The organism is Mariniradius saccharolyticus AK6, from assembly GCF_000330725.2.
GTDB lineage: Bacteria > Bacteroidota > Bacteroidia > Cytophagales > Cyclobacteriaceae > Mariniradius > Mariniradius saccharolyticus.
Genome location: NZ_AMZY02000020.1, coordinates 189,064 through 209,489, shown reverse-complemented (window position 1 = coordinate 209,489; position 20,426 = coordinate 189,064). Strand labels below are relative to the sequence as shown.

The window sequence follows — 20,426 nt, the reverse complement described above, 5'->3', positions numbered from 1 at the left end:
AAGCCTTTCGTGCAGAAATCAGGAAGCTCCAACACCTTGGTTGACAAAATCTTCCCTCCTGAATCCCGTCAGGCCGTCCTTGCTCGCATGCAAAATTATCCGGAAAGTAGTCCCCACACCAAGCTCGGATTGCTTCACGAAAACCTTTCCTTTGTGGTACCCTTCAATGATCCTTTTGGCCAAGGTCAAACCCAAGCCCCAGCCTCTTTTTCGGGTGGTGAATCCCGGCGTGAAGACCTTTTTGAATAGCTGTTTCTCCATTCCCTTGCCCGTATCGGAAATGTCCACCACGACATATTTCTCACTTTCTTTGATGATGTCAATGTCGATTTTCCCCTGACCCTTCATGGCGTCCACCGCGTTTTTGCAGATATTTTCGATGACCCATTCAAAAAGCGGCTTGTTCATCATCGCCTCAATGTTTTTCACATCGCTGTTGATACGGATTTCGACTTTGGACGAAATCCGCGGGCGTAGGTAGTTGACCGCTTCGTCGATCACAAGGAAAAGGTTCTCAGGTTGAATCGCCGGCGCACTCCCAATCGAACTGAACCGTTCGGTGACCATCCTTAACTTGACCACGTCTTTGTCCATTTCCTGAATGACCTCTTTGTTTTCTTCCCAAACGGGCGAATTTCGTAGATAATCTATCCAAGCCATGAGGGATGCAATCGGCGTACCCAACTGGTGCGCGGTTTCCTTGGTAAGTCCGGCCCACACGCGATTTTGTTCTGCTTCCTTGGATTGGTTGAAGACGATGTAGGCCAAAACGCCAAATACCAAAATTACCGAGAGCTGCACATAGGGGTAAAAACGCAGGGAGTTCAACAGCTCTGAATTCCTGTAATAGACAAAAACCTGTGCCTCGGTGACCGGAATCGGCTCGTATTGCGATTTCATCTTTTCCAATTCCCGGCGCAATACCTTTTGCTGTTCCTCCTCATCGGCATTTTTCCTAAAGGAGATATTACGGTGCTCGATAGGATTCCCGTCCGCGTCTGCCACAATGACGGGAATAGAGTTGTTTTGTTGGATGATTTCCTGGTTGACAAAACTCAGGTTTTCGGTGTTGGAGTAGGCGTATTCCCAGGCTTTGGCCAAGAGCTCGATTTGTCGTTTTTCCCGGTCCTTGAGTTCCTCTACCAAAATATTGGTATAAAAAATCGATCCGAATCCGATGATAACGGCACTGATGAAGACAATCCATTTGAATCGACTTCTGTTGTGGTAAAAATCAAGAATGGAGATTTCCTGCAATTTGTTTTTCATCGAAATTAGATCAAGATCGAAATAGAGAACTCATTTTACGCACGGATATTATCTGCATGAAAAAATAAGTTCCCGAATTTCCTTGGCTAGAATTCGCCCTGCTGTTGACCAGTTGAACCAAAAATATACAATATTGTGGGCAGTAGCGATATTGGATTGGAAATAAAAGATAGCAGGAAATGGGTGGAAAAGTCCAATGGTCTTTCGCCCCGCAGGAGGTTTTCCAAATGAACCTGTAGACCCATTGAAATAGGGCCGCGCGTGGATTACCTTTCCTAAGCTCCAATCAAGAATTACTCGGGCGCTGTCTTTCTTTGTGTTTTTTGACTTTTTGGAAAAAATCCGAACTGCCCCATAACAACAATGCCCGGCAAACCGGGCATTGTTGTTTATACATTCACATGTCTTTCGGCATGGTACGATGAGCGCACCAGCGGACCGGATTCCACGTATTTGATTCCTCTTTTGAGCCCTTCCTCTTTGTAGTGGGCAAACAAATCCGGATGAATAAATTCCGCCACTTCAATATGCATCTTGGTCGGTTGCAGGTATTGTCCCAAAGTCAAAATATCGCAACCATGGGCAGCGAGGTCATCCATGGCTTTGTAAACCTCGTCTTTGGTTTCGCCCAAGCCAAGCATTATCCCCGTCTTTGTCCTTTTTCCGTATTCCTTGGTCAATTTGATCTGTTCCAGCGAGCGTGAATACTTAGCCTGAGGCCTTACACGTCTGTAAAGACTTTCGACGGTTTCCATGTTGTGTGAAACCACTTCCTGGCCACCACTGATCATCCGGTAAAGCGCATCCCAGTTTGCTTTCACATCTGGAATCAAAGTTTCAATGGTCGTCATAGGGGACATTTCTTTTGTCAAGACCACGGTCTGATACCAAATTTCGGCACCTCTATCCCGTAATTCATCTCGGTTTACTGAGGTGATTACGGCATGCTTTACCCCCATCAATTTGATGGCTTCGGCAACCCTTCGCGGTTCGTCTGTGTCGTACTCGGGCGGTCTTCCAGTTGCCACGGCACAAAACGAGCATGAACGCGTGCACACGTTTCCGAGTATCATGAAAGTCGCCGTACCTGCACCCCAACATTCACCCATGTTCGGACAATTGCCACTCTCGCAAATGGTATGAAGTTTATGTTCGTCAACGAGTTTTCGGACCTTGGCGTATTCTTTGCCGACAGGAAGTTTTACCCTCAACCAATCAGGTTTCTTTCTCTTTGCCGTTTCCTCCGAAATTACTGGTAGCTCAATCATCTTGGTAGATTTTGGACGTGAAATTAAAGCCAATCCCCCACTTTACCCAATGCGGAAGCTATTTCCTGAAGCCGTAAAAAAATGTGAAGTAGACGGATTGGAACAGCTGCCTATTGTCGGTGGTAGGCATTAGCACAATTTCCCTGTTAAAACCCTCAAACTGGTAGCCAAGTTCCACGGCCGTTACGTTGGATTTAAAAACACCGAACTCAAAGTTGACGGCCGCCTTGGCATTTAACCCAAAAGCAATCTCAGATTGGCCCAAACCCTCAAAAACCCGTCCGGGACCGAGGATATTGAAACGGCTTTGATTGACTTCAGGATCATATTGCATGCGGACGGTCTCTACACGGCTGATCGCGTATTCGATATAATACGGCGCGATAATTCCCAAAGAAGGCCCAACTGCACCTAATAGCGATACCTGCACTCCTTGTTGGGGTGCTTTTTTGAATACAATCAGTTCCCTGCCATAGTAGGGCCGCACAGAGTAAAGATAGTTGGATTTGCCGAAGATGTAGGAATTGCCCAATATACTCTGATACCTGACTTCCTTGGGATGCTTTACATTTGCAAGGTCGAGGCCAAAAAACTGAAATTTGTCCTCATCCATGCGGTAGCCGAGTTTGAGGGAAAACCCACCAATCAATCCACCGTTGGTGTTCTTATTGATTCCAAAAAGTACCTCTTTGTCGTATTCGTAATCGCCCGCTTCCTGTCGCTGCGCATATGCGGCTACAGTGATGAAGGACAGGAAAAACGCAAAAAGGGATTTCAAAATATGGGTCATAGCTTATCGACTATATCAAACGCCCAAGCGGGAACTTTGTTTAAATCAAATATAAAAGTAAATCTTTATGCCGTTGATAAAAAGTTTAAGGATGTGATTTATGGATTTCACTGCTGATCCATGACCAACATCGAATTGGCAAAAAGTCTTAAGGAGAAAAATTTTTCTCTGATTGTAGCATTTCCTTAATCAGATACGTCTTGAAAGCAGATGACGCGCCGACAGCTTTGGAAAAAGCACTGATCCAAAAAGCAAAAGATGGAGACAAAAAATCTATAGAGTTGCTTTATAAGCAGTTCTATGGCTTTGCCATGAGCGTAGCTTTGCGGTATTCCAACTCCCGGGACGAAGCCTGCGAGATCGTCAACGATAGCTTCATGAAGGCTTTTGACAGAATCAAGCAGTACCAAACTGAAAATTCCTTTAAAGGATGGTTTCGGAGGATCATCGTCAACACGTCAATTGACTATTACAGAAAAAACAGTCGGTATGCATCCATCATGGATATCGATAAAGCCGAATCCGAGTCGTACAGCCCTGATATCATCGATCAACTCACATTTGAGGATATTCTAGGACTCATCAGAAGTCTTCCCGAAATACTTCGGATCGTATTCAACCTCTACGAAATCGAGGGATACGACCACAACGAAATCGGCGAAAAACTCGGAATACCTGCCAGTACCTCTAGAACCTATCTGGCACGTTCGAAAAAGAAATTGAGAGAAAAAGTTCTGGAAATCAACCATATCAGAGATGAAGGAGCCATTCGATAAGAAACTTACACAGAAAATCCGCGACTCGTTTGACGGTCACGAGGAACCATTTGACCCCAAAGAATGGGAAAAGTTTTCACATGCCTATTTTGGGAAATCGAGAAAACCGTTTGCAGCTTGGGTGTTTTGGGCCGGAGGAATAGCGGCTTCCCTGCTCTTTATAGCCCTGGTTTGGAATCCATTTACATCTACTAAAACCGAAGAGACTATTGGAGTTCCATTGGCCTACAATCCCGAAGAAGTAACACCTTCGCCAGCGTATGACTCAAAAAATGAACTCAAAGGTCTATCTTCCTCGAAACTGAAGGAAGAAGCCGAAACATTTCAAAAACCCCAATCGGTTGCAAGTGAACTGAAAGAAATAGAACCCTTGCCTTCAACGCTGAAGAAAGAACAAGATTTCGATCTGATTGCTAATGCAAATGAAGTGAAATCTCGGTCTTCGGATTTGGAAGCAAGCCCACCTTTGAAAACCAGCCCAGATGGGACGCAAACTTTGGCAGCGTCGCAACAAATCGCACTTCCCTCACAAACTCTCGAACAGCCTGTAGCCGCACAGATTGAAAATGCCCAGCAGCAAATCAACTCTTGGTTAGCGGAAGCAGGAAGTCTCGAGGAAATGGAAGACAGCGATGATAAAACAAAAAAGCCTTTGAAGCTTGGCGTCCTGATGGCACCGCAAAACATCTCCAATTCGACGCAAAATATTAATTTTGGCGCCGGTGTGATGTCAGAGATTCCGTTTTCCAAACGACTTCGACTCGATGTGGGCATTGGTTATGCACGGCAAAACCTGATCCCTGACCAAAATGGAGCGGGCAGGTACTTTACCCCGGATGTGGCATCCGTTGAAAACGCAAAAGCCAATTTGTTTGCAGGCAATTATATCAATTCGACTGCCGAATTGAGCTTTGGGCAAATCGAGATTCCGTTGAACATGAAATATTCTGTGATTCAAAAGAAATCTGCGGATTTCTACGTGGTTTCCGGCCTTTCCAACATGTTTTATGTGAACCAAGAAAAAACAACTACGTTCAACACCGTCGCATTCGGTGGGAATTCCTTGAACTCGGCACCCCAATCCTTGAATTCCAGTAGCATTTCGGAATCACCCGCGGGTTCAGAAAACCAAATGGATGTAGGCCAGCTCGTCAATTTGGGAATGGGATTTGAACAAAACCTAAAAAATGGCACCTCGATATCTTTCGAGCCGTTCTACAAGTTCACCGTCGGGGATCAGACCTTCGCCAACCAGCGTTTTGCAATCGGCGGCATCAACCTCAGAATGAATTTCCAACTTAAAAAATAACTATTACTACAAATGAAGAGATTATTAGGATTACCAGCTTTGTTAACCCTTTTTGCCTTAGGATCGTGTTTCCCTACATTGGAAGATGACCTGAACCAAGTCATCGAGCGGGACGACAGATTGCTCAAAGAATACCTTCAGCGCAACAACCTTACCCCGATCGAAACACAACTGGGATATTACTACTCCAAAGACTCGGAAAACCCAACCGGAACACAGATTACAAACGGTGACATCGTCGGCGCATACTATGAGATTCGTACGATTGACGGGCATCTTATCGAATCCTATTTGGACGAGAGCAAACCGGCACGATTGTATAGGCATTTGGAAGGAGGTCTGATACCAAGGGCAATCAACTTTGCATCGGGATTGGCAAAAACAGGCGAGTCGTTTACGCTTTATATACCGTCTTACTTAGCTTATCAGGATTACAGCTACCAGCAACTCATCCTTCCAAATTCAAACTTGGTCGTGAAGGTTAAATATGTGGCTAAGTTCAGCGAAACCGAACTGAAGGCTTATGAAGACGGTCAGATTCAATCCTACCTTGCCGCCAATGCCCTGACAGGTTACGTAAAATCTGAAGAGGGAATTCATATCAAAACCTTGTCTGAAGGCGCTTCGGAAGGGACAGCAACCAGCGATGGTAGTATCGTCAGAATCGAATTCAAAATAAGCTACATGGGATCCGAAACTGCCATCCTCGAATCTACTCCATCCACACCGACCCAAATCACCGTTGGATCGAGTTCCAATCTGAAGTTTCTGAATCTAACCCTAAAAGGAGTAAAAAAAGACGCGGAATACGAAATGCTTGTTCCCTCACATTTGGGATTTGCACAATCGCCCCAAGTGTTTCCTTTCTTAATCCGGCGAGACCTTTTTGACAAAGGCTTCGTAACCCAGGTAGTGAGGCCGTACGAACCGATCTATTTCAAGGTCAAAGTGGTAGAAATACGATAAGCAAAACAAAAATCCCCGTCCCAAGAAGACGGGGATTTTTGCTTTGTCTCATTCTTTGCCCAATTTTGCCACATATAAACCCAAATGTCCCATGAGTTTTCTTTTTGATAGTTTTAAAGCCTGGAAGACATACTGCGAAGCAAAGCACCGATCCTTGCATCAAGTCGTGCTTGATTATGAAGTGAGTCAAAAAAATGCAATCGAAGACCAAATCTGGGCCGGTTTATTTCGGGCCTACACGGTTATGCGAGATGCGGTAGAAACGGGTTTGAGGGAAGAAATGAGCTCCCGCTCAGGAATGATCAACAATGGGGCGAAAAAAGTCTTCCGACACCCGGTTTCCGTGCTTTCGCCCGAGTTCCAAAAGCTGATTTCCCGGGCGTTGGCTGCCAAAGAGGTTAATTCCTGCATGGGGAGAGTCGTAGCGGCTCCAACCGCGGGTGCGTCTGGAATCCTACCGGGCACCCTTTATACCCTTCAGGAAATCCATCAACTTCCGGATCACAAAATTCTGGAGGGAATGTTGGTTGCGGCGGGGATAGCATTGATCATCGAGCAAAAGGCAAGCCTAGCCGGCGCTGTCGGAGGATGCCAAGCAGAAACTGGTTCTGCGGCGGCAATGGCGGCGGGTGCCATCGTGTACTGCTTGGATGGCGATATTGATCAGGTTTTCAATGCGGTCGCTATTACAATCCAATGCATGCTTGGCTTGGTCTGTGACCCGGTTGCGGGCTTGGTGGAGGTTCCTTGTGTGGTCCGAAATGCAAGCGCTGCGGCCATCGCAAACAGTTCTGCCCAAATCGCACTCGCAGGAGTCGGTGCTGTGATTCCTGTAGACGAGTGTATCGAAGCAATGGGCGAAATAGGCGCTAGCATGGAAAGCAGGTATAAAGAAACGGCCATGGGGGGCTTAGCTGCAACCTTGACTGGGCAAGAGATTTCCAAAAGGGTTTTGATTCAGGATATTGAGCTATTACCTGACGAAAACTTACCCGAATAAATCCCTGAATATCGGTATCGAAAGCATCCAATTGATTGAGCTCCCAAATATCAAAGCCCAAAACAAAGCGCTCACAAACATGTAAATAAAAATCTTATCCTTTTTAACGTTGAATGCAGTCATCACTATTGTCCCGCCAATTGGGGTAAGCACCAAGGGTGTGATCACTGCAATACCGATTGCTCCAAATTTTCTCCAAACCCTTACGATCCTTCTCGTCCTTGGACTGAAACGTTTCCTTTTTGGTGTCATTTTCAAGTCCCAATAAGATTTGACCCATTCACCCGCAAAGGTCATCACCGCCACTGATGTCATCATTCCCGATACGGTAACCACAACTATTTCGAACAACGAAAAACCGGCCGCGGCGCCCAAAAATGGCCCTGAAATGAATTTGAACATACTGGCAACATAAATAGCAAAAAACTTCAATGCATACTCCGTCATAAGATAGAATAAACATAAAGACTATAAAGTGTCAATAATACGCCTCCTTCCCATCTCACAATCCCATGTTTTGATTTCAATGCAGGAAAAAGCACCAGCGAAAGACCCAACATCCAAACAAAATCTTTTCGAATGAATGCCTCTGAAACCTGAATCGGCTGAATCAAACTAGTCAGACCTATGATGGACAAAATGTTGAATATATTGCTGCCGAGAATGTTGCCGACCGCCAAGTCCGTTTTTTTGTCGATTGCTGCAATAAGAGAAGTCACTAACTCAGGCAAGCTTGTACCGATCGCCACGATCGTCACCCCAATCACCCGCTCACTCACTCCAAAAGTCTGCGAAATCGTAACAGCATTATTTACAAGAATTTCGGAACCAAAATACAAGCCGATAATCCCCAGAATCAGTAATGAAAATCCTTTCCAGAGAGGTTGGGACACCACTTCCGTTACATCAACATCATTTGGATCCCCTCTCAATTTCAATATAAAATAAAGGTTGACACCGATCAATAAAAGGAAAAAAATGGCCCCTTCGAGACTGGATATCGTGCCATTTAATGAAACCAGAAAAAATAGCAAAGAGCATACCAGCATCACCAGATAATCCAACTTCAAAACTGATGGGTGAACAGCAATCGGATAGACAATCGCACTAATACCTAAAATCAACGAAATATTGGAAATATTGGACCCAATCACGTTACCCAAAGCGAGGTCGCTGCTTCCCTTTAGTGCAGCATTTATACTCACTAACAACTCTGGCGCAGAAGTGCCAAAAGCCACCACCGTAAGTCCTATCAGGCCAGGGCTCACACCAAACCTCAAAGCCAAAGAGGACGCTCCATCAACCAAGAACTTGCCTCCTATGAGTAAAATCCCCAATCCTACGATTAAGTAAAAATACAGGACCATGGGTTACCTCTTTTCGCCAAAACTCAGGTCACCAGCATCCCCTAGGCCTGGAATTATAAATGATTGATTGTTCAATCGCTCATCAATTGAACCGACCCACATTTCAAAAGGAATCTTTACTTCTTTATTAAGATACTCTATGCCTTCCGGCGCTGCTATTATACTGCAAATATGAAGTTTGCCAGGCTTTTCTTTGGAAAATAAGTTCTTGACAGTTTTGGCAAAAGACTTGCCCGTCGCGAGCATAGGGTCAATTATGATCACTTCACGCCCTTCCAAATTTGGGGCAGCTTGGTACAAATAGTCCACTTCAATTTGTCGATTATTGCCCGACTCCTCCTTTCGATAAGCCCCTATGAATCCACAATCAGCATTGTCAAAAAAATTGGAAAAACCTTGATAAAATGGTAAAGCAGCCCGCAAGACAGTTATCAAGACCGGCTGTTCAACAATCAAGTGAGTCGATTTGGACCCCAAAGGTGTTAAAACATCCATTGGTTTGAACCGCATGGTTTTCGAAATCTCATACGCCATTATTTCGCCCAATCTCTCTAAATTTCTCCTAAAGCGCATTCGATCTGATTGAATATCCCGATCTCTAAGTTGGGCAAGGAAATGATTGGCGACTGAATTCACTTGATCTAAAACAAACATATGTTCTTGGTCTTGGGCTCCAATTAGCAGGAGCAAAAATGAAAATAAGAGAAGTGCGCGACAAAAAAAAGCCCGAGATAATATCCCGGGCTTCTAATATTTCCTAATTCGAATTATTTCACTTCGAAGCTAGCTCTTCTAGCCAATTGGCGAGCATCCGCAGACTTCTTGTCTACACTTGTGTCTTCGCCATATCCCTTGTAAGTCAATCTGGTAGCGTCTATACCTGCAGCGATCAAAAGATCATAAACCGCTTTCGCTCTTCTTTCAGAAAGCTTCATATTGTAGTCATCAGGACCCAATTCATCGGCATATCCTTTCACTTCAAGCTTCACTCCAGGATTTCTCTTCAGGAAGTTAGAAACGTAGTTTACTGCTGATGCCGAGAATCCAAGCGGTTTAGCGCTGTCAAATGCGTAGTACACGTTGATATAATTCTCATTGATTGCTTTCTTGAAGTAGTCGACTTCTTCTTTTGTTTGCTCGATTGGGCAACCATTGTTAGAAGCTGGACCTGGAGCAAATGGACACTTATCCAAATGATCAGGAATACCATCCCCATCAGAATCGATAGTTCTACCGGAAGAATCAACTCTTGCACCGGCTGGCGTATTAGGCTCTTTATCCAAATAATCAGGAATACCATCGCCATCAGAATCTTTCAACATGTCTTTGATTTCTCCGATTTGTTGAGCCAATTCAGCTTTGGTAGCATACTTGTCTGCTTCAACATACCAATCAGCATGGGTTGACCCCTTGCCCAAATAGAATGTCAAGCCCAAAGTTCCTGTCCACCACGTTCCGTTGGCGCCATAGTAGCCGTTATCCGTAGATGGCTGCAAATTGGTATTTCCATCAAAAGTAACTGTCTGTCTACCATTGAGGATTGTGCTGATATCACCTGTCAAGGCTACTCTTTCACCAAGTTTGACTTGTCCGGTTAGACCAGTAATAATGTTGTAAACATTATCATCTCCTGGAAGGGCCCTTGGATTATCGTGGCTCACGCGGCCAAATCCCGCACCCAAGTGACCAAGCAAGTTCACTCGACGAGTGAAGGATTCCCATTTCATGATTCTACCCAAGTTTGCTACACCTTGGAGGTTCAATCTGTAGTAGTTGGATGAGAATACAGGAGTACCTGACGCTTCGCTAAATGAACCAAATCCATAGTCCAATTTCGCGCCGAACTTATCATTGAACATATATCTGACACCAAAGTCAACATGTCCAAGGTTTAGCGTAGGTGAATAATATCCAGGAGACAATGGAGCCATTGGCTTATTGAATCCCCCATTGACCTCCAATGACCATTTGTTGAAGCTATCTTGGGCATTCACCGCAAGCGCTACACAACCCGCCATAATTGTTGATAGTAATATTTTTTTCATAATAAAAAATTTTTTCCGTTTAGATTTTTAGTGTTTAATTGATTTGACTGCAAATTTATAAACTTTTAACTATTCACAAATGTATAGTAATATTTTAAAACTCTATCAAAATTATTACCAATTTTAATGAGTATTGTGTTTCCAATTAGATTAACAGAGGTTTCTGAGATGGATTTATTGATTAAACTATTGAATATACAAAGTGTTTCTGGCGACGAATCACCGATGACCGAGTTTTTGATCCAATACGTCGAGAAACGGAAAAAAAGCTGGAAGGTTAAGCCTGAAATGTTTTTTGGCGAAAAATTTCACGATTGTCTTCTTCTCAAATTCGGAAAACCTAGGACTGCAGTTTTCGCTCACCTAGATACGATTGGATTCACAGCCAGATACGAAGATCAACTAGTTCCAATTGGCGGACCAGAAGCTGACGTTGGGACAAGCTTGGTCGGAAACGATAGGCTTGGACCGATATTTTGCAAAATAAAGGAATCAGAAGAAGTCATCAGGCATGATTTCCCCCGAGCAATAGAGCGAGGAACGCGCCTGTCATTTGAACAAAACATTCGGATTGACGGGGAATTTATCAAGGCAGCCTACCTTGACAACAGGTTGGGGATATATAATTGCCTGAAAATTTGCGAGGAAATTACCGACGGATGGATCGTTTTTTCGACATATGAAGAACATGGTGGAGGTAGTATGCCCTTTCTTCTCAATTTTATCCAGGCAACTGCGCCAATCAGCCAAGCACTTATTTCGGACATTACTTGGATTACCGAGGGTATTTGCCACCATCAAGGAGTGGTGATCTCACTCCGTGACAAAATGATCCCGAGAAAAAAGTTTCTGGACAGGATCGTTGCTTTGGCTGAACAAAGTGGAGTTCGATTTCAACTCGAGGTAGAGGGAATCGGTGGAAGTGATGGACGTGAGGTCCAACATTCTCCATATGCAATCGACTGGTGTTTTATAGGTGCCGCAGAAGATAATGTGCATTCTCCCAATGAAATCGTGTCGTTGGCTGACATTGACGCCATGGTTGCACTTTATCTTTATTTAATGGCGCATTTGTAAGTATTCCAGTCAAGCCAGAATGTGGGTCACATAATTTATATATATTTGCAAAGCCCTTTTTGACCTAGAAGGGCTTTTTTGTTGCACGACATGATCCAAATCAAGGACAAAGAATTCATCTCCTATATCAGTGAGGAAATGCTCCTGCAGCGTGTCCGAGAAATGGGTGGTAAAATCTCAAGGGATTTTGAAGGCCAATCACCAGTGCTGCTTGGGGTCTTAAACGGATCATTTATGTTCCTCGCCGATTTGGCAAAATCCATATCGATACCTGTAGAGATCTGTTTCCTCAAAATCAGCTCCTACCAAGGCACCAATTCCACGGGCAAGGTGAAGGACATGTCAAGTTTGGATATAGACTTGAAAGACCGCCCGGCGATCATCGTGGAAGATATTGTCGATACGGGACTTAGTATGAATTACTTGCTGGGAAAAATCAAAAAACTTGGACCCAAAAGTGTCAGCATTGCCACACTTTTGACCAAACCCGATGCCTTGCAACATCCCGTCAAAGTCGATTACGTAGGATTCGAAATACCCAATAAGTTTGTAGTCGGATACGGGCTGGACTATGACGGCTATGGGCGAAATTTGCCAGCCATTTACCAATTGAAATGATTTAAAACAAAATTAGTCATGCTGAATATCGTCTTATTCGGTCCTCCCGGCGCGGGAAAAGGCACCCAAAGTGAAAAAATCATCGAGAAATATCACCTGACGCACCTTTCCACGGGGGATCTTTTCAGAAAACATCTAGGCGAAGGCACCGATTTGGGCAAACTTGCAAGAAAATATATGGATGAGGGCAGGTTGGTCCCTGATGAAGTCGTGATCGGAATGGTAGAAGATAAGATCAATTCCACAGCCGATACGAACGGGTTTATTTTTGACGGATTTCCGAGGACAGTAGCCCAAGCTGAAGCTTTGGACGCCATGATGACTAAAAACAATCTGCGTATTTCTGGAATGATTGCTTTGGATGTTGCGGAAGAAATCCTAAAGGAAAGAATTCGGGAACGAGGAAAGACCTCTGGACGTGCCGACGACCAAGATGAGGCCAAGATCGCCACCCGCATCAAGGTCTATCTAGATGAGACACTGCCGGTCGCAGCCTACTACGAAAAACAAGGAAAATTCACCAAAATCAATGGCGTTGGCAGTATCGAAGGCATATTCGACAACATCTCAACAGTGATGGACGGGTATTCGTCCTAATTTTCCTTAACTTTGCCAAATCATTGACGGCTAAGCTTATGCGCTTAGCCGTTTTCATTCAAATAGATCAAAAGTGGCTGAATCGAATTTTATTGATTATGTGAAATTCTGCTCTCGTTCTGGGGCAGGAGGCGCTGGTTCCGTCCATTTCCGAAGGGAAAAACATGTACCAAAAGGAGGGCCTGATGGAGGCAACGGCGGCAAAGGGGGAGACATTATCTTGAGAGGCAGCGCACAATTGTGGACATTGCTTCACCTAAAATACAAAAAGCATGTAATCGCAGAGGACGGAAAGGGAGGTGAAGGGGGAAGGCGAAAAGGAAGGGACGGCAAAGATGTAATTCTCGAGGTCCCCTTGGGCACTGTTGCCAAGGATGCCGAGACATTCGAAACCAGATTTGAGATTACAGAAGATGGGCAGGAAGTCATCCTCACACCCGGAGGCCGCGGTGGACTCGGCAACGACCATTTCAAAACTGCCACCAACCAAGCACCCCATTTCGCACAGCCTGGAGAACCCGGCATCGAAGAATGGATTATCTTGGAGTTGAAGTTGCTCGCTGATGTCGGATTGGTTGGGTTTCCAAATGCTGGAAAATCAACCTTGCTATCCAGTATTTCCGCGGCGCGTCCCGAAATCGGTGATTATCCATTCACCACCCTGGTCCCAAATCTGGGCGTCATATCCTACCGTGACGACAAGTCATTTGTAATGGCAGACATCCCGGGAATCATTGAAGGGGCTGCTGAAGGAAAAGGTCTAGGCCTGCGGTTTTTGCGCCACATCGAACGAAACTCGATACTGCTTTTCATGATCCCTTCTGACGCAGATGATATCAAAAAGCAGTACCGGATTCTACTTGGCGAGTTGGAAAAGTTCAATCCGGAACTTTTGGATAAAAAACGACTGCTGGCTATCACCAAGGCAGATATGCTCGATCAAGAATTGATGGATCAATTGAAAAAAGAATTGCCAAAAGATATTCCTTCTGTGATGATTTCCTCTGTTACAGGATTCAATCTGGAAAAATTAAAGGATATGCTTTGGCAGGCTATCACAAATCACTAGGTGCCAGAATGTCAGTATCGGCCAAATGGCAAACAAATTGATAGCTTGATTGGCTGTATAAATGGGAAAAATGTAACCAAAGAGGCTCCAAAAACGCCGACGAACCAATTGCCAATTAAAGTTTGGTTCCGACTGGTTCATTCAAACACCACAGTAACGATCACCTAAAGTGTAAATCAAAAAAATAGTTTCACAATGGAGGATAAAGAGGTCATCAAAGAAGAAAGTATCGCTTCGGAAAACATTGAAAACCAAGCAGAAGGCAACATCCAGGAAGAAGGAAATCATGAAGCATTTTCAAAGACAACGGAATCTTCGGAGCAAAAACTGCAGCAAGAAATCAACGACCTAAAAGACAAATATTTAAGGCTCTATTCTGAATTTGAAAATTTCAGACGTAGGACCGCCAAGGAGCGGATCGACCTTATAAAAACCGCATCCGAGGAAGTAATTAAGGAAATCATTCCCGTGGTGGATGATTTTGAGCGCGCTTTCAAAGCAAGTGAAAACGAATCCGACGGAGCAAAGGTCCGGGAAGGAAACCATTTGGTGTTCCACAAGCTTGTAAGGGTGCTGGAGTACAAAGGTTTGAAGGCAATGGACGGATTGGTCGGCAAACCTTTCGATCCTGAGACCCAGGAAGCGATCACTCAAATTCCGTCCCCCTCTGATGAGATGAAAGGAAAGGTCATAGACGTATTGGAAAAAGGATATACCTTGGGTGACAAAGTAATTAGGTATGCCAAAGTTGTGACAGGAGCATAATCAGATATGGCAAAAAGAGATTATTACGAAATACTTGGCGTGACGAAAAGCGCCACACCGGAGGAGATCAAAAAAGCCTACCGGAAACTAGCCATTCAGTACCATCCGGACAAAAACCCGGACAACCCCGAGGCTGAAGAAAAATTCAAAGAAGCGGCAGAAGCATACGAAGTGCTCAGCAACCCCGAAAAACGTCAGCGATACGACCAATTTGGCCACCAAGGTCTTGGAGGAAATGGTGGATTTGGTGGAGGCGGCATGAACATGGAAGATATCTTCTCCCAGTTTGGCGACATATTCGGCGGCGGTGGTTTTGAATCCTTCTTTGGCGGTGGCCGGGGTGGCAGAAGAACCAAAAAAGGCACCAATCTTAGGGTGAAGTTGAAACTTAACCTGAAAGAAATTGCAAATGGTGTTGAGAAGAAAATCAAAGTCAAACGTCAGGTATTGGCTGAGGGTGTCACCTTCAAAACCTGCTCTACCTGCCAAGGCTCTGGCCAAATCAAGAAAGTCGTCAACACGATGCTTGGTCAAATGGTGTCCGCCAGTACCTGCCATGTATGCGGTGGCAACGGACAAATCGTGGACAGAAAACCCGCTGAGGCCGATAGCAATGGATTGATTATCAGAGAGGAAGTGATTTCTATCAATATCCCCGCTGGAGTAGCCGACGGTATGCAGCTCAGCATGTCGGGAAAAGGCAACGAAACAGCCGGCGGAATTCCAGGCGATCTACTCATTTTGATCGAAGAGGTCGACGACGATGTGCTGCAACGGAATGGAAATGACGTCATATTTGAACTGTACATCAGTTTCATGGATGCTGCGCTCGGATCTCAAGTCGAGGTGCCAACTATCGACGGCAAAGTAAAAATCAAAATCGATCCTGGAACACAAAGTGGAAAGATGCTCCGCCTAAAAGGCAAAGGCATCAGGGATATCAACGGGTACAGCCGGGGAGACCAATTGATCCAAGTCAATGTTTGGACCCCAAAACAACTTTCGAGGGAAGAAAGACAAATCCTGGAAGGGCTCAAAAACAGCGAGAATTTCAAGCCTGACCCAGGGAAGTCTGAAAAAAGCTTCTTCGACAAGATGAAAGAATTCTTTTAAGATTTGGAGCCGGATGAAAATCCGGCTTTTTTTATACCTTTAATAACCTTTTAGCTTGATTGCCGTACCCTAACCCGTATGCTTAAAAGAATTTGCCTACTAATTGGCTTGGTTTCTGGAGTTTTGTCCCATTCCACTGCCCAAATTATTAAGGACTTCAAAGTGGACGAAAAGCATGGGTTCAATCTCGTTAGATTGGATTTCAACGTTTATAAAGGTATCACCGATGTCCAACGAAGGATGATGGATCAGCCGGTACACATTCACTCCGAACTTTCCAAGGTGAATATACTCCCTTCATTTTCCTACGAAATCAAGGACAAGGTTTTGGACACCCACATCACCCATAGGAATGTGGAATCCGAAAACCTTGGAAAAAGCCTTTCCCACAAGCTGTTTTCTTCTTCCAACGATGACTTTGACCACCGATGGCAAGTCAACCTCAACTCACATTTTCTCTACAACCTCAATTTTTATTTCGGTATAGGTGCCGCTACCTTTGACTTATCACATTTGCCCGTTTCAAATTGCATTATCAAATCCACCAGTGCGGATATCAATTTGGACTATCTGAAGAATTTCCCCAACTCTGTGCGGATGGATACCATGAAAGTCAGTATCAATATGGGAAACGTAAACGCGGCCAACCTGAACCTGACCAATGCGAAGGAAATGATCTTCGAATCGAATTATGGGACAATCAATTTGTCATTTTCCGGAAAAATGAGCGAAGGCTGCAATGTCCAAGCGACCGTCGGTGCCGGAAAAGTAGAGGTCCTTCTACCTGACGAATCCCAACCATATATCGTCAAGATCAAGTCTACCGCTATGTGTAGGACCTATGTCCCAAAAAACCTAAAGGAAATTGGGGAAAAAACCTATGTCAGCAGGTCCTATCAACAAAACAGCAAGAATCTGATGACATTCAACATCGACGTGTCGGTAGGCTCGGTCACCCTGAAATAATTTGTTGCCTTTTCCCTATTTTTAGCAAAACTTCCTACACTTGTCCATTTTAAGTATCCAAAACCTTTCGAAAAGATACGGGAACACCAAAGCGCTTAGCAACATTTCCCTAGAAATCCCCCGCGGAAGTATCTTTGGGCTTTTAGGTCCCAATGGAGCCGGAAAGACAACTTTGATACGCATCATCAATCAAATTATTGAGGCTGATTCCGGAGTGATCCTGTTCAACGACTCCCCGCTAAGTCCGCACCATATCGCAAAAATCGGCTATTTGCCGGAGGAGCGCGGCCTCTACAAGAAAATGAAAGTCGGCGACCAGTTACGGTATTTTGCAAAACTCAAGGGAATGCCAGGCCCAATCGCCAACGATAAGGTCCAATTTTGGCTGAAAAAACTTGATATACTGTCCTGGCAAGAAAAAAGAATCGATGACCTTTCGAAAGGGATGGCTCAAAAAGTCCAATTCATCACCACGGTGATCCATGAGCCAGAACTGCTGATATTGGACGAGCCGTTCTCAGGGTTTGACCCGGTGAATGCGGAAATTATTCGAAACGAAATATTGGAGTTGAAGGAAAAAGGAACCACACTGGTGATTTCCACCCACCGCATGGAGTCGGTAGAACAGCTTTGTGATCAAATTGCGATGATTTACCGATCTGAAAAAATCCTCGACGGCAGACTTCGCGATATCAAGCAGGCGTTTCGCCCCAATCAGTTTCAGGTACAGTTGAAGACAGATGCTCCAGATGCGTTGCAATATGATCCACTGAGATTTGAAGATGGGGTAGCGGAATTCAATGTTTCCCTCGAAGGAGAAACCACAAATGAGGTGCTATCACGCTTGATGGCTCTGGGACAGGTAGTGGGATTCAAAGAGATATTGCCGACCATGGAAGAGATTTTTATCCAACAAGTAAAAAAACACACCCATGAATAAGGTTTGGCTGGTTATCCAAAGGGAATATTTGTCAAGGGTCCAAAAGAAATCTTTTTTGTTGGCCACCTTGCTCACTCCTTTGATTTTCCCGGCCATCATGGGTGTATTTCTCTGGCTGGCGACGAGTGATACTGACACCGACTCCCTAAGAATCATCGAGGTGGTTGACGAAAACAATATGTTTTTCTTGGAAAGCTCCGACCAGTATGCATTTTCCTTCTCCAGGGTCGATCCTGAAGAGGGCAAACGAATGGTCATCGATGGAGAAAGGTTTGGTTTTTTGTATATCCCAAAAATCGAACTCAGCCAGCCCACGGGGATTACCTATTTTGGGGAAAAGAATGCCAACATGGGCTTGATCACGTTGATGGAATCAGCCCTAAAAAAACGAATCGAGGAGCAACGCCTTTTTCAATCGGGAATATCGCCTGAAGTCATCAATGCTTACCGTACCGATGTTTCCATCAGATCGATAACCCTCGATGAAAGCGGCGAAGAAAAAATCACGGATGCTACAGTCAACTACACTATTGGTTTTTTGGCAGGGATACTGATTTATGTTTTCATTTTCCTCTATGGCAACCAAATCATGCAAGGTGTAATCGAGGAAAAATCCAGCCGAATCATTGAAATCCTTGTCTCGTCTATACGTCCATTCCAATTAATGATGGGGAAGATCATCGGCATCGGCGCGGTAGGTTTGACCCAATTCCTGATCTGGGTGGTGTTGATCGGAACGATATCGAGCGTCGTGGTCGGTTATTTCGGGATGCAAATGCCCCAACAACAGGCTTTTGAAATGGCTAATGCCGATATGGGAGATGTGGTGGTGGAACAAAGCGGCGTGCAGGACTTACTTCAGGTGATCAGTGGAATCGACTTTCTCAAATTGGTTGTTACGTTCACCTTCTATTTCTTGGGAGGATACCTTTTTTATGGAGCATTTTTTGCCGCGGTAGGCGCGGCAGTGGACGCACCATCCGAAGCCCAACAATTCATGTTCCCGGTAACAATCCCATTGCTCATTGGATACATGGGACTTTTTGTTTTTGTTCTCAATGACCCAAATAGCCAAATATCCTTTTGGCTTTCGATCATCCCATTTACCTCACCTATAGGGATGATGGGCAGAATCAGCTATGGGGTTCCTTTTTGGGAACTGCTGCTGTCAATGGGGCTACTTGTCGGTGGATTCTTCGCCAGCACATGGCTCGCGGCGAAAATTTACCGAATCGGCATTTTGGTGCACGGCACCAAAGTCAGCTACAAGACACTGTGGCGCTGGTTGAAATCAAGCCATTGATTTCCAGAATTGACTTGCGAGCCTACTCCTCCGAGTAATTGAAGCTATCGATCTGCTCCTTGACCCAGTCTTTGTATTTGTCCAATCTGAACTCAATCCAGCGGTCCCGATATTTACCGGAATTGTCCACCAAAAATTTGAACGCTGTGGCTGCTTTTGGTTTATTGAGCGCGTTGAAAAGCTCATCCTGAAAATTGCGCTCTTTTACGATCCTATCAGCAAAGTTTTCCATCACCTGATGCTCTTGGCTCAGTTCCATTTTGGTGAACTCGGCAAAGTTGTCTGGGTTGTCTTCGATTTCGTCCAATATATCCTCTTCCTCTGGGGTGAGGTCATAGTTGAAATAGTCCTCGTCGTCAGGGATGTGGTAGATTTTTTTGTTATCCAACTGGTAAAAACAAATCATTCCTTTTAGCAGCAGCGCCGCTATTCTCTCCACTTCATTTTCTGATAGGGTAAGCATTATGCGATGAGATAATTTTTTGGAAAAATAATTAACTGGTCGATTATTTCAAATTATTGAATTAAGATAGGTCTTAGGATTGAGGCGCAAAGAGCTGTTCCAAGGTCGACTTGTCCAACTCATGTCCTCCATCGAACTGGATTTTTTTCACCTTTACGGGAATTTGTTTGATCAGTTCATCTTGTTTTTGGAATGCCTCCGGGGTAAGCATTTCGTCTTTGTCTCCCCATACCAAAACAACCTCAGCATCCTGGACCTGGGTACCAAACGGTTCCAAAGCAAGGTCGTGTGCAAACCCACCACTCCACAAAATAAGCCTGTCTATCGGCACCTGTAGTTGGCTGACCCATCTAGAAGCTGTCGCAGCACCTTGGGAAAAACCCATTACGGTTATTTTAGGCCGCTCTTTGAATTTAAACATCAAAGTATCGAAGACTTCATTCAAAAACCGATGGTTGTTTGCAATGGCGACCTCACGCTCATAGCTCGTCATCCAGTTGGCACCAATCCTTCCCGTGTACCCCTTGAGATAAGAATAATTGGTCGCCTCCGGTACCACAATCAGCCGGTCGTCCTGAAACAAGGGCTGCAGTTTCGCCATGAAAAACTCTGACAGCTGACCGTATCCGTGCAGCGCAAAAACGATCTCCTTTTCGGTTCTCTTGACTACATGGGAAGTCCTGTAGAAAGCTGTGTGTTCGTATTTTACTGTGGATTTCATCGGA

General features: G+C 44.7%; 22 protein-coding genes. 13 read left to right on the top strand and 9 right to left on the bottom strand.

Features of this window, described 5'->3' with window-relative positions; genetic code table 11:
• Positions 1 to 18: 18 nt before the first annotated feature.
• From C943_RS19425 to C943_RS19415, 3 genes are all read right to left on the bottom strand, one after another.
• Positions 19 to 1,269, bottom strand: a complete 1,251-nt coding sequence (locus C943_RS19425; protein WP_008631361.1) for a sensor histidine kinase — start codon at positions 1,267 to 1,269, stop codon at positions 19 to 21.
• A 389-nt stretch (positions 1,270 to 1,658) separates the two neighbouring features.
• On the bottom strand, positions 1,659 to 2,537 hold the full coding sequence (lipA, locus tag C943_RS19420; RefSeq protein WP_008631358.1) for a lipoyl synthase: 879 nt from the start codon (positions 2,535 to 2,537) through the stop codon (positions 1,659 to 1,661).
• A 58-nt stretch (positions 2,538 to 2,595) separates the two neighbouring features.
• Positions 2,596 to 3,327, bottom strand: a complete 732-nt coding sequence (locus C943_RS19415) for a hypothetical protein (RefSeq protein ID WP_008631356.1) — start codon at positions 3,325 to 3,327, stop codon at positions 2,596 to 2,598.
• A 227-nt stretch (positions 3,328 to 3,554) separates the two neighbouring features.
• Between C943_RS19415 and C943_RS19410 the strand changes: the two genes are divergently transcribed.
• The 4 genes from C943_RS19410 (at position 3,555) to sdaAA (ending at position 7,378) form a co-directional block, all read left to right on the top strand.
• Entirely contained in the window at positions 3,555 to 4,103 is a 549-nt protein-coding gene (locus C943_RS19410; RefSeq protein WP_040481457.1) for an RNA polymerase sigma factor, read from the top strand.
• On the top strand, positions 4,084 to 5,412 hold the full coding sequence (locus tag C943_RS19405; protein WP_008631342.1) for an outer membrane beta-barrel protein: 1,329 nt from the start codon (positions 4,084 to 4,086) through the stop codon (positions 5,410 to 5,412). The genes C943_RS19410 and C943_RS19405 overlap by 20 nt, the downstream gene beginning before the upstream one ends.
• Before the next feature lie 12 nt (positions 5,413 to 5,424).
• The gene (locus tag C943_RS19400) at positions 5,425 to 6,378 is read left to right on the top strand and encodes an FKBP-type peptidyl-prolyl cis-trans isomerase (protein WP_081610512.1); all 954 of its coding nucleotides are present in this window, start codon (positions 5,425 to 5,427) and stop codon (positions 6,376 to 6,378) included.
• Between the two features lie 91 nt (positions 6,379 to 6,469).
• A complete protein-coding gene (gene sdaAA, locus C943_RS19395; RefSeq protein ID WP_008631339.1) occupies positions 6,470 to 7,378 on the top strand; it encodes an L-serine ammonia-lyase, iron-sulfur-dependent, subunit alpha in 909 nt (302 codons plus the stop codon).
• Here sdaAA and C943_RS19390 read toward each other — a convergent pair.
• From C943_RS19390 to C943_RS19375, 4 genes are all read right to left on the bottom strand, one after another.
• Complete coding sequence (locus tag C943_RS19390; protein ID WP_008631338.1) at positions 7,367 to 7,780, bottom strand: hypothetical protein; 414 nt, start codon at positions 7,778 to 7,780, stop codon at positions 7,367 to 7,369. The two genes, sdaAA and C943_RS19390, sit on opposite strands and share 12 nt — an antisense overlap.
• Before the next feature lie 41 nt (positions 7,781 to 7,821).
• A complete protein-coding gene (locus C943_RS19385) occupies positions 7,822 to 8,745 on the bottom strand; it encodes a calcium/sodium antiporter (protein ID WP_008631337.1) in 924 nt (307 codons plus the stop codon).
• Between the two features lie 3 nt (positions 8,746 to 8,748).
• Positions 8,749 to 9,399, bottom strand: a complete 651-nt coding sequence (gene upp, locus C943_RS19380) for a uracil phosphoribosyltransferase (RefSeq protein WP_008631324.1) — start codon at positions 9,397 to 9,399, stop codon at positions 8,749 to 8,751.
• Positions 9,400 to 9,512: 113 nt separating this feature from the next.
• Complete coding sequence (locus C943_RS19375; protein ID WP_008631323.1) at positions 9,513 to 10,790, bottom strand: OmpA family protein; 1,278 nt, start codon at positions 10,788 to 10,790, stop codon at positions 9,513 to 9,515.
• A gap of 168 nt (positions 10,791 to 10,958) precedes the next feature.
• Between C943_RS19375 and C943_RS19370 the strand changes: the two genes are divergently transcribed.
• The 9 genes from C943_RS19370 (at position 10,959) to C943_RS19330 (ending at position 19,238) form a co-directional block, all read left to right on the top strand.
• Positions 10,959 to 11,867 (top strand): aminopeptidase, encoded by a 909-nt coding sequence (locus C943_RS19370; protein WP_040481454.1) that lies wholly within the window; start codon positions 10,959 to 10,961, stop codon positions 11,865 to 11,867.
• A gap of 90 nt (positions 11,868 to 11,957) precedes the next feature.
• On the top strand, positions 11,958 to 12,485 hold the full coding sequence (hpt, locus tag C943_RS19365) for a hypoxanthine phosphoribosyltransferase (protein ID WP_008631319.1): 528 nt from the start codon (positions 11,958 to 11,960) through the stop codon (positions 12,483 to 12,485).
• Between the two features lie 18 nt (positions 12,486 to 12,503).
• Positions 12,504 to 13,082, top strand: a complete 579-nt coding sequence (locus tag C943_RS19360) for an adenylate kinase (protein ID WP_008631317.1) — start codon at positions 12,504 to 12,506, stop codon at positions 13,080 to 13,082.
• A gap of 73 nt (positions 13,083 to 13,155) precedes the next feature.
• Positions 13,156 to 14,151: a GTPase ObgE gene (gene obgE / locus C943_RS19355; RefSeq protein ID WP_040481405.1), complete on the top strand. Its 996-nt coding sequence runs from the start codon at positions 13,156 to 13,158 to the stop codon at positions 14,149 to 14,151.
• Positions 14,152 to 14,346: 195 nt separating this feature from the next.
• Complete coding sequence (locus tag C943_RS19350; protein WP_008631312.1) at positions 14,347 to 14,916, top strand: nucleotide exchange factor GrpE; 570 nt, start codon at positions 14,347 to 14,349, stop codon at positions 14,914 to 14,916.
• Positions 14,917 to 14,922: 6 nt separating this feature from the next.
• Positions 14,923 to 16,029 (top strand): molecular chaperone DnaJ, encoded by a 1,107-nt coding sequence (dnaJ, locus tag C943_RS19345; RefSeq protein ID WP_008631310.1) that lies wholly within the window; start codon positions 14,923 to 14,925, stop codon positions 16,027 to 16,029.
• Positions 16,030 to 16,107: 78 nt separating this feature from the next.
• Positions 16,108 to 16,995: a hypothetical protein gene (locus C943_RS19340; RefSeq protein ID WP_040481402.1), complete on the top strand. Its 888-nt coding sequence runs from the start codon at positions 16,108 to 16,110 to the stop codon at positions 16,993 to 16,995.
• Positions 16,996 to 17,035: 40 nt separating this feature from the next.
• Complete coding sequence (locus C943_RS19335; RefSeq protein ID WP_008631304.1) at positions 17,036 to 17,935, top strand: ABC transporter ATP-binding protein; 900 nt, start codon at positions 17,036 to 17,038, stop codon at positions 17,933 to 17,935.
• Complete coding sequence (locus tag C943_RS19330) at positions 17,928 to 19,238, top strand: ABC transporter permease (RefSeq protein WP_008631302.1); 1,311 nt, start codon at positions 17,928 to 17,930, stop codon at positions 19,236 to 19,238. The genes C943_RS19335 and C943_RS19330 overlap by 8 nt, the downstream gene beginning before the upstream one ends.
• A gap of 22 nt (positions 19,239 to 19,260) precedes the next feature.
• On the opposite strand, the gene C943_RS19325 is transcribed toward C943_RS19330, so the two are convergent.
• Together C943_RS19325 and C943_RS19320 are read right to left on the bottom strand one after the other, a co-directional pair.
• On the bottom strand, positions 19,261 to 19,701 hold the full coding sequence (locus C943_RS19325; RefSeq protein WP_008631299.1) for a UPF0158 family protein: 441 nt from the start codon (positions 19,699 to 19,701) through the stop codon (positions 19,261 to 19,263).
• Positions 19,702 to 19,774: 73 nt separating this feature from the next.
• Positions 19,775 to 20,422 carry an alpha/beta hydrolase gene (locus tag C943_RS19320; RefSeq protein ID WP_008631288.1) on the bottom strand — a complete coding sequence of 216 codons (648 nt, stop codon included), beginning with the start codon at positions 20,420 to 20,422 and terminating at the stop codon, positions 19,775 to 19,777.
• Between the last annotated feature and the right edge of the window lie 4 nt (positions 20,423 to 20,426).